The sequence below is a fragment of the Actinosynnema sp. NPDC059335 genome, assembly GCF_042752395.1.
GTDB lineage: Bacteria > Actinomycetota > Actinomycetes > Mycobacteriales > Pseudonocardiaceae > Actinosynnema.
The window spans coordinates 17,825-31,188 of sequence record NZ_JBHYXZ010000101.1; the positions used below are offsets into that span (position 1 = coordinate 17,825).

Sequence of the window (13,364 nt, forward strand, 5' to 3'; positions counted from 1 at the left end):
CGGCGGAGCGCCGGAGTCAGGCTTTCTGGCGTTCGGGTCGGCTACACTTCGGCGAACTTTCCCTGAATGGGTATGCGCGCCGAACCCGGGCGCTCACGATCGCGGGAGCGACACCGACTGCGGAACCGACCGCGAACGGGTCGGCGGCGTGTCAGCCCTCCCGGTCCAGGGAGCCCCAGTTCGTGGCGGCGTGCTCCTCGACCAGGCGTTCGCACTCGGTGAGCACGTCGTCCGCGATCCACCCGATCGGGCGGTGGCACTTCACCAACGGCTCGTTGTCCGGACCGCGGCCGACCTCCTGGCCCTCCAGCACCCACGGCCGGGTGCCCGGACCGCGCCGTTCCCGCAGGTGGCGGTAGTCGTGCAGGCGGCGGGCCACCCAGAGCCGCAGCGGCCGGTCGCCCCACCACGGTTCGATGGCCAGCGAGTTGGCGGACAGCCCGGGCAGGTGCACGCCGCTCAGCCCGTCGCGGCTGCGCCGGTCGCTGTCCGCGTCCGGCCCCTGCGACCAGCGCACGTACAGCTCGCGCGCGGGCGCGCGGTCCTCGACCAGGGAGACCAAATCGGAGAGATCGTCGAAGCTGCGCATGCGCCGGGGTTACCGCGTCGGCGGAGGTTCGAACACCGAGGTGCCGGGTATGAGCTAAAGCATGACGGAAGCGACCACGACCGCCCTCCACTCGTTGTGGTCGGAGGCGATCCCGCACGGCCGGTTCCCCGTGCTCGTCGGCGAGGCCGCGGTGGACGTGGCAGTGGTCGGCGGCGGCATCACCGGCGTCACCACGGCGCTGCTGCTCAAGCGCGCGGGCCTGCGGGTCGCCGTGGTGGAGGCGGAACGCGTGGGCGGCGGCGTGAGCGGCAACAACACCGCCAAGGTCACCGCCCTGCAGTCCACTGTGTACTCCACGATCGAGCGCAGGCACGGCCCCGGGGCGGCGGCCGACTACGCCGCGGGCAACCTGGCGGCCGTCGAGCGGGTGGCCGCGCTGGTGTCCGAGCTGGGCATCGACTGCGACCTGCGCCGCATGCCGGCCTACACCTACGCGTTCGACGAGTCGGAGCTGCCCTCGGTCGAGCAGGAGGCCGCCGCGGCGGCCAAGGCCGGGTTGCCGGTGACGCGCGACCGCGGCGAGCACATGGGCGTGCCGTTCGAGGTGGCCGGGGCGGTGCGGCTGGACGGCCAGCTGCTGATCCACCCGGCCAAGTACGTGCGCGGCCTCGCGGAGGCCGTGGACGGCGACGGGTCGCGGGTCTACGAGGGCAGCCGCGTGCTGCGCATCGAGGACGGCAAGCCGAGCCGCGTGCACACCGAGGACGGCACGGTCACCGCCGAACGCGTGGTCATCGCCACGCACTACCCGATCCTGGACCGCGGCCTGTACTTCGCCCGGCTGGAGCCCATGCGCTCCTACTGCGTCGCCGCGACCCTGCGCTCCGGCACGCCCCCGACGGGCCTGGCGATCAGCGCGGGCAGCCTCTCGTGGTCGCTGTCGCGGTCCGGCGACCTGCTGATCGTCTGCGGGCGCGGTCACCCGACCGGGTCGTCGCCGGGTGAGCCGTACGAGGAGCTGGCCACGTTCGCCCGCGAGCACTGGGACGTCGCCGAGGTGACCCACCGCTGGTCCGCGCAGGACCCGACGGCCTACGACAACCTGCCGATGATCGGCCCCTACACTCCCGGCTCGACCACGCTGTACGGCGCGACCGGCTACATGAAGTGGGGCCTGAGCAACGGCACCCTGGCCGCCGAGCTGCTCACCGACCTGGTCGTGGGCCGGGAGAACCCGCTGGCCGCGCGGTTCAGCCCGCACCGGCTGACCCTGGGCGCCACGCCGAAGCTCGCGAAGCTGAACGCGAAGGTGGCCGCGGACCTCGTCGGCGACCGGCTGAAGTCCGCCGAGGTGGACTCGGTGGCGGACGTGCCGGTCGGCGAGGCGCGGGTGGTGCGCGACGGCACGGGCAAGGCGGGCGTGTACCGGGACGAGGCCGGGGTCGCGCACGGCGTGTCGTTGCGCTGCACGCACCTGGGCTGCCTGGTCCGGTTCAACGCCGCGGAGCGCAGCTGGGACTGCCCGTGCCACGGCTCGCGGTTCGACGTGGACGGCAGCGTGCTGGAAGGGCCCGCCACCCGGCCGCTGCCCCGTCGCGACCCCGCCTGATGACGGTCGGCGTCGAGGAGGAGTTCCTCCTGGTGGACCCGTCGACGCGCCGCCCCGTGGCGCGTGCGGCCGACGTGCTGGCGGGCGTGCGCGACCTGCCGCCCGGCGCGCGGGTCCACCGCGAGCTCAGCGCCGCGCAGGTCGAGTTCGCCAGCGGCGTGTGCGAGGGCCTGGACGAGCTGCGCGACCAGTTGACGGCGGGCCGGCGCGCGTTGGCCGCCGCCGCCCGCGCCGAGGGCCTGTGGCTGGTCGCGTCCGGTTCGCCGCCGCTGGCCGACCCGCGGCCGGCGCTGAGCGCGGGGGAGCGCTACGAGCGGATCGACTCGGTCTACCGCGGCCAGGTGCACGGCTACCAGTGCTGCGGCTGCCACGTGCACGTCGGCGTGCCGGACCGGGAGACCGCGGTGCACGTGGTCAACCACCTGCGGCCGTGGCTGCCGACGCTGCTCGCGCTGGGCGCGAACTCGCCGTTCGACCGGGACCGCGACACCGGGTACGCGAGCTGGCGCGTGGTGCACCAGGCGCCGTTCCCCGGCTCGGGCGTGCCGCCGTTCTCCCGCACGGCCGCCGAGCACGACGCCAGGGTGGCCCGGCTGGTGGACTGCGGCGTGCTGGTGGACCCCGGCCAGACGTTCTGGCTGGCCCGGCCGTCGACCCGGTACCCGACGGTGGAGGTGCGCGCCGCCGACGCCGCCGCCACGGTGGACGACGCGCTGCTCCAGGCCGGGCTCACCCGGGCGCTCGTGGACACCGCCCGCACCGCCGGTCCCGCCCCGGAGTTGGACGACCAGGTGCTGGCGGCGGCGGTGTGGACGGCGGCCCGCTACGGGCTCTCCGGCCCCGGCGTGGACCCGTTCACCGCGCGGCCGGTGCCCGCCGCGGACCTGGTGGACGCGTTGCTCGACCACGTGTCCGACGCGCTGGGTGACGACCGTGACCTGATCCGGTCACTCGTGCGGGGCGTGGTGGAGCAGGGGACCGGTGCGGCCCGTCAACTGAGGGCCGGATCACCCGAGGCGGCCGTGGACGTGCTCGCGTGCGCGCCCACCGGAGCGGGTAGTCCACGGGCATGACCACTGTGGACCCTGCTCTCGACCGCGCCGTGCTCCCCGCGCCGCGCGGCCCGCTCTCGGCCGCCGTCCTCGACGTCCTGCGCGCCGACCCGCCGGCCGCGGACCTGCCGTCGCCCGGGTCGGCGGACCCGTACGGCGAAGACCTCCAACTGGCTTTGCACGTGTGCTACGAGCTGCACTACCAGGGCTTCGCCGGCGTGTCGGACGACTGGGAGTGGGACCCGGGGCTGCTGCGGTTCCGCGCCGCCCTGGAGCGGGTGTTCCTCGACGCCCTGCGGGCCGACGTGCCCGGCGGCGCGGACATCGGCGGTGTGCTGGACGAACTGCTGGTCGAGCCGGTGGACGGCGTGGGGGTGAGCCACTTCCTCAAGGACGAGGGGGAGTGGTGGCACATGCGCGAGTACCTCGCCCTGCGCTCGATCTACCACCTGAAGGAGGCAGACCCGCACGCCTGGGTGATCCCGCGCCTGCGCGGCGCGGCGAAGGCCGCGCTGGTGGCGGTGGAGTTCGACGAGTTCGGCGGCGGGCGCGGCGACCGGATGCACTCGCGGCTGTTCGCCGACCTGCTCGTCGGCGCCGACCTGGACCCCGGCTACCTGCGGTACCTGGAGCACGCCCCCGCGGTGATGCTGGCGACGGTGAACCTGATGTCGTTGTGCGGCCTGCACCGGTCGTTGCGCGGCGCGCTGGTCGGGCACTTCGCCGCGGCCGAGATCACCACCGCGCCCAGCGCCACCCGGATGGCCAAGGCGTTGGAGCGGCTGGACGCGCACCCGGCGTGCGTCGAGTTCTTCACCGAGCACATCGAGGCGGACGCCGTGCACGAACAGGTGATGCGGCGGGACGTGATCGGCGACCTGCTGGCCCGCGAGCCGGAGCTGGCCGAATCCGTGGTGTTCGGCGTGCAGGCCACCGAACTGCTGGAACAACGGCTCGGCGACCACCTGCTGGGCGCGTGGCAGGAGGGGCTGACGGCGTTGCGCCGGCCCCTCCAGGACGGTTAGGACAACAGGTCAGCGTCGTTTGCGGTGGCTCGTGTCGCACAGCGGGTAGCGCTTGCTGCGGCGGCACGCGCACACCGCGACGACGAACCGGTCCGAGCACACCACGGTCCCGTCGTCCAGCCGCAGCTCGACCGGCCCCTCCACCAGCACCGGCCCACCGGGCACGACGGTCACCACCCGGGCTTCACGCTGCGTCGGCACGGACCACCACCAACTCCTCGTGCTCCTGACCGGATTCGATGAGCCCGCGTTCGGCCAACCACGCGGCCCGGCCGCGCATCACGGGTCCGAACGGGACGGTGCGGCGCGCGACCACCGACGCCTTCAGACCACCGCCGCGCAACTGACGCAGCGTCACGTCCGGGTCGCACAGCGTCGAGTGCACGATCAACCCCATGCCCTTGTCCGCCAACAACAACGGCATGACCGCGCACAGCCGGTCGAGCACGCAACGCCCGTCCAGCCCCGCGTCCCACGCCCGCGCGGGCCCCCGGTCCGGCACGTCCGCGCTCGGCACGTACGGCGGGTTGGCCGTGACCACGTCGAACCGCTCCCGGCCGACCAGGTCGCCGAAGTCGCCGCGCCGCACGCGCACGGACAGCCCGCGCAACCGGGCGTTGACCCGGGTCGCGGCGAGGGCGCGCCGGCTGAGGTCCACCGCCGTGACCTCACCCGCCCCCGCCACGCCCGAGGCGATCGCCAGCGCGCCGGTGCCGGTGCAGACGTCGAGCACGCGCGCCCCGCGCGGCATCCCGGCCTGCTCCAGCGCCCCGGCCATCAACCAGGTGTCCTCTTGGGGCCGGTACACGCCCGGCGGCCTCCACAACCACATAGGACAGTGGTTCCCTCGGCTCTGGCACGCAAACGGACCGGCGGACAGGAATGGATCGCGCCCCGAGGGGGAACCCCGGTGTCCCCGAGGCAGGGAGGTCGGATGGGCGTGGCGGAGGCGACCCGTGCGGTGGCCCGGGAACAGGTGCTGGTCGCGATGCTGGGCATCCCGCGCCTGCTGGCCCACCCGGTCTGGCGCGCCCCCGACCCCGAGGAGGGCCGCGGCCTGGGCGTGCTGCTCGTGCCGGGGTTCGGTTTCGGCGACCGCAGCCTGCACCTGACCAGGACGTGGCTGCGCAAACGCGGTTACGTGCCCACCGGCGCGCGGATCGGGCTGAACGTGGGGTGCACGTCCGACCTGGTCGACCGGCTGGAACGCGGGCTGGAGGCGCACGCCGAGGCGACCGGCGGCCCGGTGGTGCTGTTCGGGCAGAGCCGGGGCGGCGGCCTGGCCCGGCTGGTGTCCGTGCGGCGGCCGGAACTCGTGCGCGGCCTGGTGATGCTCGCCAGCCCGGTGCTGGACCAGCTCGGCGCGCACCCGAGCGTGATGCGGGTGGCGCGGACCCTGGCCCGGCTGTCGCGGGTCGGGATCCCGGGGCTGCTGAACGAGGACTGCTTCGCGGGCGCGTGCTACGACACCCACTCCACCGGCCTCAAGCAGCCCCTGCGGGTGCCCGCCATCGCGGTGTACTCCCGCAACGACCTCATCGCGCCCTGGGAGCTGTGCGCCGACCCGTGCGCGGAGTGCGTCGAGGTGGACAGCACGCACACCGGCATGGGCCTGGACCCCGAGGTGTACCGGCTGCTCGCGCCACGACTGGCCGCCTGGGCCCGCGACCGCGACCGGACCGCGGCGCCGGAGCCCGAGCCGGTGCACGCGCCGGGCTGACCCGGGTGGCGCCGCCTACCGCGTCGGCGGCACGTGCAGCCGTGAGCCCGTGGCCTCCGTGCTGGGCCACCACGCGCCGTCCTCGGCCACGTAGAACATCCGCGGCCCGATCTCGCTGATCGTGCGGACCGCGTCCACCAGGCGGTCGACGTGGTCCACCCCGATGCCCAGGCCCAGGCTGGCCCGCACGGCGGTGCGCTCGCCGGACAGGTGCCGGGCCAAGGGCCGGGCGCAGAAGTCGCCGTGGCGGACGCCGATGCCGTACTCCACCGACAGGGCGGTCGCCAGCAACGCGGAGTCCACGCCGTCCACCGTGAACGCGACCATCGCGACGCGTTCGCTGGCCGGGCCGAACAACGACACCTCGACGACCTCGGGGATCTCGGCCAACCCGGAGCGCAACCGGGTCAGCAGCACCGACTCGTACGGCATCACCGAGTTCCACGCGGTCTGCAACGTCTGGCACGCCGCCGCCAGCGCGACCGCGCCCACGACGTTCGCGCCGCCCGCCTCGTGCCGCCGGGCGCCCGCCGCCCACGTCACGGTGCCGTCGCCGACGTGCACCGTGGCGCCGCACCCGGCGAGGTGCGGTCGCGCCCGCTCCAGCCAGTCCGGCCGGCCGGCGAGCACGCCGATGCCGAACGGCGCGTACATCTTGTGCCCGCTGAACGCCACGTAGTCCACGTCCAGGGCGGCGATGTCGATGGGCTGGTGCGCGGCGTACTGCGCCGCGTCCACCGCGACCCGCGCGCCGTGGCGGCGGCACAGCGCGACCACGTCCTCCAGCGGCATCAGCTCGCCGGTCACGTTGAGCACCGCGCTCACCGCCACCAGCGCCGAGTCGCCGAGCGAGGACAGCGCCTCGTCCAACGACGCCAGCATCTCCTCGACCGACGACGGGATCGGCAACCGGCGCACGTCCCGCCACGGCAGCAGCAACGCGTGGTGCTCGCTGGAGAACACCACCACCGTCGTGCCCTCCGGCACGGCCATCGCCAGCAGCTTCAACGCGTCCGTGGTGTTGCGCGTGAAGACCAGGTAGTCGTCGTCCCGGCAGCCGATGAACGCCCGGACCACCCGCCGCGCCTCGTCGAAGCGGGCCGTGGACATCGCGGACAACGTGCCGGAGCCCTCGTGCGTGCTGGCGTACCAGGGCAGGAACGCCTGCGCGGCCTCGGCCACGGCGACCATGCACGGCGCGGTGGCGGCGTGGTCGAAGTTCGCGAACGACGCCGTCGCGCCGGAACCCAGCGGCACCTGGAGGTCCGCGCCGAGCACGGCGGGCAGCACGGACCGCGCCCCGTCGGTCGGCCGGTGGTGCGCGAACGGCCGGACGGTCCGGTCCGGGTCCAGGAACAGGGTCACCGCGCTTCCCCCGCGGCCGAGCCCTCGGCGAACGCGACGTCCTCGGGCAGCGCGTCGAGGTAGTCGTGCACGCCGTCGTAGGCGAACGTGAGCACCCGCGACCCGGCGGGCAGCGACCGCGCCACCCGGCACGCCGCCACCAGGTTCGCCGCGGACGAGATGCCGACCGCCAACCCCTCGGTCCGCATGACCTGCCGCATCATCCGCCGCGCGTCGTCGAACGACACCTGCTCCTCGGCCGTGACGAGGTCCAGGTCCAGCACCGCGGGCACCAGCCCGACGGCGAGGCCCTGGATGGAGTGCGTGACGAACTGGTTGTCCCGCAACGAACAGCCCTCCGGCTGCACGGCGACGATCCGCATCGCCGGGTTGTGCTCGGCCAGCACCCTGCCCACGCCGGTGAGATGGCCGCCCGTGCCGACGCCCGCGACCATCGCGTCCGGCAGGCGCGGCCCGAGCGCGTCCAGGATCTCCACCGCGGTGGTGCGCACGTGGATCGCGGGGTTCGCCGGGTTGGCCTGCTGGTTGAGCATCACCCAGTCCGGGTTGTCGAACAGCAGCCCCAGCGCCATCTCGGCGTGCGAGTTGTTGCCCAGCGTGTGGTCGGACAGCAGCACCTCGGCGCCGTAGCCCCGCAGCAGCCGTTGCTTGGCCGGGCTGTAGTTGTCCGGGATCACCAGCACCAGCCGGTAGCCCAGGATGGCCGCCGCCATCGCCAGCCCGATCCCGGTGTTGCCGCCGGTGGACTCGATGATCGTCTGCCCGCTGCCGCGGACCAGCTCGCCGTCCTTCTCCGCCTCCAGGATCATGTTCAACGCGATGCGCACCTTGTGGCTGCCGCCGGGGTTGAGCAGCTCCAGCTTCACCAGCAGCTCGCGGTCCAGGTCCGGTTCCAGCCGCGACAGCCGCACGACCGGCGTGTCGCCGATCGCGTCCAGCACCGAGTCGGCGATGCCCTTGGCCATGTCTCACTCCTGCTCGGCGTGCGGGGGCACGGTCTTCGCGTGCGGGGGGACGGTCTTCTCGCGCGGCGCGCCGAAGGTGGCGATCGCGGTGTAGCGGCCCCGCGCGGGGTCGAAGTCGAACAACCGCGCGCCGAGCACCTCGTCCCGCGACGTGTCCACGACGAGGTGGCGCACCGGGTACACCGGCGTGCCCTCGAACACGGCGAACCGGTGGTCCTCGTCGCTGAAGTACGCGCCCGCGTCGGGGTGCGAGTGGTAGATCACCCGGACCGGGTCGTCGCCGTCGAACGAGTCCTCCAGCTCGCGCAGGTCGTCCACGCCGAACGCGTAGCCGGTCCGGCTCTCCCGGTCGTAGACCCCGGGCCGGTCCTCGATCACGTTCACGCAGTCCTTCACGCCGCTCGCGCGGATGAACCCGCACGCCTCGGACGGGTAGCGGGTCAGCACGTGCCGGTAGACCTCGGCGAGCGCGGCGTCGGTCGGCCGCCCGTCGTCGTCCAGCGCGGCGGTCGCCGCGGCGGGCGGCGGCAGCACCTTGCGCTGGTTGTACTGCGTGACGCCGAACGCGCCGAGGATCACCAGCGTCAGCACCAAATCGACCCAGCCGAACGACGCGCCCTCGATCACCACGGCCAGGAACTGCGCGATGATCGGGAACAGCACGAACGCGAACGACACGATCACCGTGTCCATCCGCTGGAGGAGCCAGAAGTACACCGCGAACCCGATCGCGGAGGCCACCACGCCGAGGTAGATCGTCGCGCCGACGCTGCGCGCGGTGAACGCCTCCGCGCCGGGGCGTTCGACCAGCAGGCCCAACCCCGTGAGCAGCACGCCGCCGACGGCCATCGGCAGGGTGTTCAGGGTGAGCGCCGGCATCCGGCCGCCGTGCTTTTTGATCATGATGTAGGCCAGCGCGTGGATCACCGCCGCGCCCAGCAGTGCCGCCACGCCGATCACGTGCGTCACCGCGACGCCCTGCGAGTGCACGATCAGCGTGCCCAGCGCGGCGAACGCGACCAGCACGGCGGCGGCCTGCGTGGTGGTGATGCGCGTGCGCAGGATCGGCACGCTGAACACGATCATGAGGATCGACACCGACGACACGCAGATCGACGCCAGGCCCGACGACACGTACAGCTCGCCGTAGTTGAACAGGAAGAACGGCACGGTGAAGTAGCAGCCCACCATGAAGGCGAAGAACCAGCCCATGCCGCTCGGGTACCGCAGCGGCTTGCGCAGCACGAGGCAGGCCGCGATGAACGCCGGACCGGCGACGATGAAGCGCAGGCCGGACGCGGTGAGCGGCGGCATGTCGGTGATCGCGAGCTTGATCGCGATCCAGGTCGAGCCCCAGATCAGCACGACGGCGGTGAAGCTCACCCCGAGCAGCGCCGTCTGCCGTCGGGGTCGAGCGGGCGTCGCGGCGGCGGCAGCGGGCGCCTCGATCTCGGGTGCGGACATGGAGCGGGATCTCCAGACTGGAATGGTGGTGTGCTGGACGGGCGGCGGCTCAGCCGATCGCGGTGCGCGGTCGCGCGGCCACCCGCGACTTGCGGGCCAGCGGGATGCCGACGGTCACCTCGGACCCGCCGTGGCTGACCCTGATGTGCGCCACCGAGCGCAGCCCGCGCGCCCGGGGCGAGATCTGGACCGTGAGGCACTTCGCGCTGTTCTGCAGCACCGACCAGTCGCCGGCGGCCAGCGGCAGCTGCGTCGGGCCGAGCAGCTGCACCTCCAGGCCCGGTCGGTCCAGGTCGTTGCCGTGCAGCCGGAAGCGGTACTCGCCGAGCCCTTCCACGCCGTAGACGGTGATCGGCCGCGGCCCGGCGACCATCTGGTACTGGTGCAGCACCGCCACCTGCGCGCCGGCGGGCACGTCCGCCCGGACTAGGGCGTGGCTGCCGATCGTCACGTCGTCGCCGACCGTGATCGGGCCGAGCACGCGGGCGAACCCGCCGACCTGCACCCGGTCCCCGAGCGTGGGGTGCCGCCGGCCCGCGGCGTTGTCGGCGATGCCGAGCGCCCCGAGCACCACGCCCTGGAGGATGTAGCAGTCCGCGCCGATGGTGACGTCCTCGCCGATGACCGTGCCCATGCCGTGGTCGATGATGAACCGGGGGCCGATCGTGGCGCCGGGGTGGATCTCCACGCCCGTGCGGACCTTCGCCGCCTCGGAGATCTTGCGCGCCAGCACGCGTCGCCGCCACGGGTCGTCGCTCGGCGCGGTCAGCACCTCGTGCGCGACGCGGTAGGAGAGCACCGCCTGGAAGCACGCGTAGGTCTCCAGCACGTAGCGCCACGAGCCCAGCGCGGCCGGGTCGCGGCGGGCGAGCGCGAGGAGGTCGCCGACCGCGAGGTCGGCGGCGCGGCGGACCGCGGCGACGTGGTCGAGGCCGATCGCGGCGGAATCGGCCGCGTGCGGCGCCAGCGCATTCTCCGTCGCCCGGACTATTTCGGAGTGGGCCGCGTCCGCTTCCCGATCCGCGGGAACGGCGGACTCCTCGTGGACGACAGACACCGGTTCCCCCTAGTCAACTGATGATGTCGCGGTCGGGGACATTACCTCGGTGTCCGCACTTCTGCGACCGCAGTTTTGCGGCGGAGTGCGCCGATCGGCCGGTGCGCTGGGCCGATCGGTCGCACCCGGTGGCGTCCGGACCGGACAGGTTCACCGAATTGGACCAGCCGGTGGATCGCGATTAACGGGAATTAATAACCTCGAAACACATCGGGGTTCGATACTTCACCCGGATGTCCCAACGGTCCGCAGGGCGTTGTCATCTGCCCTGGTCAGCGGCGGTCCACCGGTGTGCGGGCCGTCTTGCGCGGTCCGCTAGCATCCCGTCGTCGCACCCATCGCCGCCCGATCGGCCGGTGGGCGCAATGGCGTGCGCGGACCGGGGAGGAACGTTGTCTGGGGGTTTGTCGCAGGATGCCCGGGATTTCCGGTCCTTCGAGTTGTCCCGGTGGCAACTCGTGGTCGACAGATATCACCGCTCTTGGGGCGGGTTGACCGGTTCGGCCGGTTCGGCGCTGCTCGACGTGATCGGCGTGGATACCGGGACGCGATTGCTCGACATCGCCACCGGACCGGGATATGTGGCCGCCGAGGCGTCCCGCCGAGGCGCCCGCGCGGTGGGTCTCGACTTCTCCGAGCAGATGATCGGGAAAGCGCGCGCGTTGTCCGGCGCGGTGGAGTTCCGGGTGGGCGACGCGCTCGACCTGCCGTTCGCCGCCGGCTCGTTCGACCGGGCCGTGATGAACTTCGGCCTGCTGCACCTGAGCGATCCGGAGCGCGCGATCCGGGAGGCGCACCGCGTGCTCGCGCCCGGCGGGGTGTTCGGCTTCACGGTGTGGGCGTCGCCGGAGGAGGCGGTCGGGTTCTCCCTGCTGTCCGACGCGATCATGGAGTTCGGCGAGCCCGTGGCGCTGCCCGAGGGGCCCGACTTCTACCACTACAGCGAGCCGGACAACTGCCGCGCGTCGCTGGCCGACGCCGGGTTCGCCGAGACCGGCGCGGAGGTGCTGCGCCTGGACTGGCGGCTGGAGGGCGTGGACGACCTGTTCCCGGCCTACCGGCAGGCGACCGTGCGCACCGGCGCGCTGCTCGACGGCCAGAGCGACGCCGACCGGGCGCGCATCGAGCAGCGCGTGCGGGAGACGGCCGAGCGGTTCGCCGACGGCGACGGCGGGCTGCTGATCCCGATGCCGGCGATCGCGGTGTGGGGTCGGAGGTAGCGGATCCCCGAACCGTGACGAAAGTTCGGTGATCATTCACTCGGAAGTGTGATCTTTCGTGCGATCCTGCCTGCGTGCGGCCACCCTGCGCGCCGCACTCGGGGAGGAGACACCCAATCGTGCGAGTACGACCCCTGCTGCACCCCATCGCTCTCGTCGTGGCCGTCGCCGCCGTCGCGGCCACCCTGCTCGTGCCGACCGCCGCCGTCGGCGCCACGCCGATCACCGTCGCCCAGGCCCTCGGCCGGCAGGACGGCGCGCCCGCGACCGTCCGCGGTTACGTCGTCGGCCAGCCGACCGCCACCAACACCGTGGTGCGGTCCGACTTCCCGTCCGACTACGCGCTCGCGCTCGCCGACTCGCCCGGCCAGACGAGCACCGGCCAGATGCTGTACGTGCAGATCACCTCCGCCTTCCGGGCGCAGTGGGGCCTGCGCACCAACCCCGGCCTGCTCGGCGCGCGGATCGACGTCACCGGTCCGCTCACCGCGTACTTCTCCCACGCGGGCCTGACGTCGCCGACCGCGTTCGCCCACGCCGGCACCTCGCCGACGACGACCACCACGACCACCGGCCCCACCGTCACGTCGACCACGGCTCCGAGCGGCGACACCGACGCCTACTACCGCAACGCGCTCGGCAAGACCGGCGCGTCGCTGAAGTCGGCGTTGAACGGGATCATCCGGACCAACACCAAGCTGTCCTACGACCAGGTGTGGGAGGCGTTGAAGGTCACCGACCAGGACCCGGCCAACAGCGCCAACGTGATCCTGCTCTACACCGGGCGCTCGCAGAGCAAGTCCACCAACGGCGGCGACCCCGACGACTGGAACCGCGAGCACGTCTGGGCCAAGTCGCACGGCGACTTCGGCACCGCGACCGGCCCCGGCACCGACATCCACCACCTGCGGCCCACCGACGTGTCGGTCAACGCCGAGCGCGGCAACAAGGACTTCGACCTGGGCGGCTCGCCCGTGGCCGAGGCGCCCGGCAACTACACCGACGCCGACTCGTGGGAGCCGCGCAACGCGGTGAAGGGCGACGTCGCGCGGATGCTCTTCTACATGGCGGTCCGGTACGAGGGCAACGACGGCTACCCGAACCTGGAGCTGAACAACAGCGTCGCCAACGGCACCGCGCCGTACCACGGCAAGCTGTCGGTGTTGCTGCAGTGGCACGCGCAGGACCCGCCGGACGCGTTCGAGAAGCGCCGCAACCAGGTGATCTACGACAGCTTCCAGCGCAACCGCAACCCGTTCATCGACCACCCCGAGTGGGCCGCGTCGATCTGGGGTTAGGCGCGTTCGGCCGGCGCCCGCACCCGACGACCGGGTGCG

At 73.0% G+C, this 13,364-nt stretch carries 13 protein-coding genes; 6 read left to right on the forward strand and 7 right to left on the reverse strand.

Annotated elements, in window-relative coordinates; all coding sequences use genetic code 11:
- Positions 1-151: 151 nt before the first annotated feature.
- Positions 152-589, reverse strand: coding sequence for a DUF6098 family protein (locus ACFXGA_RS27220; protein ID WP_378092528.1), 438 nt, complete (start codon positions 587-589; stop codon positions 152-154).
- Between the two features lie 61 nt (positions 590-650).
- Here ACFXGA_RS27220 and ACFXGA_RS27225 point away from each other — a divergent pair, with 61 nt between their 5' ends.
- From ACFXGA_RS27225 to ACFXGA_RS27235, 3 genes are read left to right on the forward strand one after another with little or no spacing between them, the layout of a single operon-like run.
- On the forward strand, positions 651-2,159 hold the full coding sequence (locus ACFXGA_RS27225; protein ID WP_378092530.1) for an FAD-dependent oxidoreductase: 1,509 nt from the start codon (positions 651-653) through the stop codon (positions 2,157-2,159).
- Complete coding sequence (locus tag ACFXGA_RS27230) at positions 2,159-3,232, forward strand: glutamate--cysteine ligase (RefSeq protein WP_378092533.1); 1,074 nt, start codon at positions 2,159-2,161, stop codon at positions 3,230-3,232. The genes ACFXGA_RS27225 and ACFXGA_RS27230 overlap by 1 nt, the downstream gene beginning before the upstream one ends.
- The gene (locus ACFXGA_RS27235) at positions 3,229-4,236 is read left to right on the forward strand and encodes an iron-containing redox enzyme family protein (RefSeq protein ID WP_378092535.1); all 1,008 of its coding nucleotides are present in this window, start codon (positions 3,229-3,231) and stop codon (positions 4,234-4,236) included. Before ACFXGA_RS27230 ends, ACFXGA_RS27235 begins: the two co-directional genes overlap by 4 nt.
- 9 nt (positions 4,237-4,245) lie before the next feature.
- Here the strand turns inward: ACFXGA_RS27235 and ACFXGA_RS27240 are convergent, their stop codons facing one another.
- Positions 4,246-4,437, reverse strand: coding sequence for a CDGSH iron-sulfur domain-containing protein (locus ACFXGA_RS27240; RefSeq protein ID WP_378092537.1), 192 nt, complete (start codon positions 4,435-4,437; stop codon positions 4,246-4,248).
- Entirely contained in the window at positions 4,421-5,068 is a 648-nt protein-coding gene (locus ACFXGA_RS27245; RefSeq protein WP_378092539.1) for a HemK2/MTQ2 family protein methyltransferase, read from the reverse strand. The genes ACFXGA_RS27240 and ACFXGA_RS27245 overlap by 17 nt, the downstream gene beginning before the upstream one ends.
- Positions 5,069-5,170: 102 nt before the next feature.
- Here ACFXGA_RS27245 and ACFXGA_RS27250 point away from each other — a divergent pair, with 102 nt between their 5' ends.
- Positions 5,171-5,956, forward strand: a complete 786-nt coding sequence (locus ACFXGA_RS27250; protein WP_378092541.1) for an alpha/beta hydrolase — start codon at positions 5,171-5,173, stop codon at positions 5,954-5,956.
- A gap of 15 nt (positions 5,957-5,971) precedes the next feature.
- Here ACFXGA_RS27250 and ACFXGA_RS27255 read toward each other — a convergent pair whose 3' ends face one another.
- From ACFXGA_RS27255 to ACFXGA_RS27270, 4 genes are read right to left on the reverse strand one after another with little or no spacing between them, the layout of a single operon-like run.
- A complete protein-coding gene (locus tag ACFXGA_RS27255; protein ID WP_378092543.1) occupies positions 5,972-7,321 on the reverse strand; it encodes an aminotransferase class V-fold PLP-dependent enzyme in 1,350 nt (449 codons plus the stop codon).
- Positions 7,318-8,286, reverse strand: a complete 969-nt coding sequence (locus ACFXGA_RS27260) for a PLP-dependent cysteine synthase family protein (protein WP_378092545.1) — start codon at positions 8,284-8,286, stop codon at positions 7,318-7,320. Before ACFXGA_RS27260 ends, ACFXGA_RS27255 begins: the two co-directional genes overlap by 4 nt.
- A 3-nt stretch (positions 8,287-8,289) precedes the next feature.
- Positions 8,290-9,750 carry an EamA family transporter gene (locus ACFXGA_RS27265; protein ID WP_378092547.1) on the reverse strand — a complete coding sequence of 487 codons (1,461 nt, stop codon included), beginning with the start codon at positions 9,748-9,750 and terminating at the stop codon, positions 8,290-8,292.
- Positions 9,751-9,799: 49 nt separating this feature from the next.
- Complete coding sequence (locus ACFXGA_RS27270; RefSeq protein WP_378092550.1) at positions 9,800-10,807, reverse strand: serine O-acetyltransferase; 1,008 nt, start codon at positions 10,805-10,807, stop codon at positions 9,800-9,802.
- A gap of 458 nt (positions 10,808-11,265) precedes the next feature.
- On the opposite strand from ACFXGA_RS27270, the gene ACFXGA_RS27275 reads away from it, so the two are divergent.
- Positions 11,266-12,027, forward strand: a complete 762-nt coding sequence (locus ACFXGA_RS27275) for a class I SAM-dependent methyltransferase (RefSeq protein ID WP_378092552.1) — start codon at positions 11,266-11,268, stop codon at positions 12,025-12,027.
- A gap of 119 nt (positions 12,028-12,146) precedes the next feature.
- Positions 12,147-13,325, forward strand: a complete 1,179-nt coding sequence (locus ACFXGA_RS27280) for an endonuclease (RefSeq protein WP_378092554.1) — start codon at positions 12,147-12,149, stop codon at positions 13,323-13,325.
- Positions 13,326-13,364: the final 39 nt, after the last annotated feature.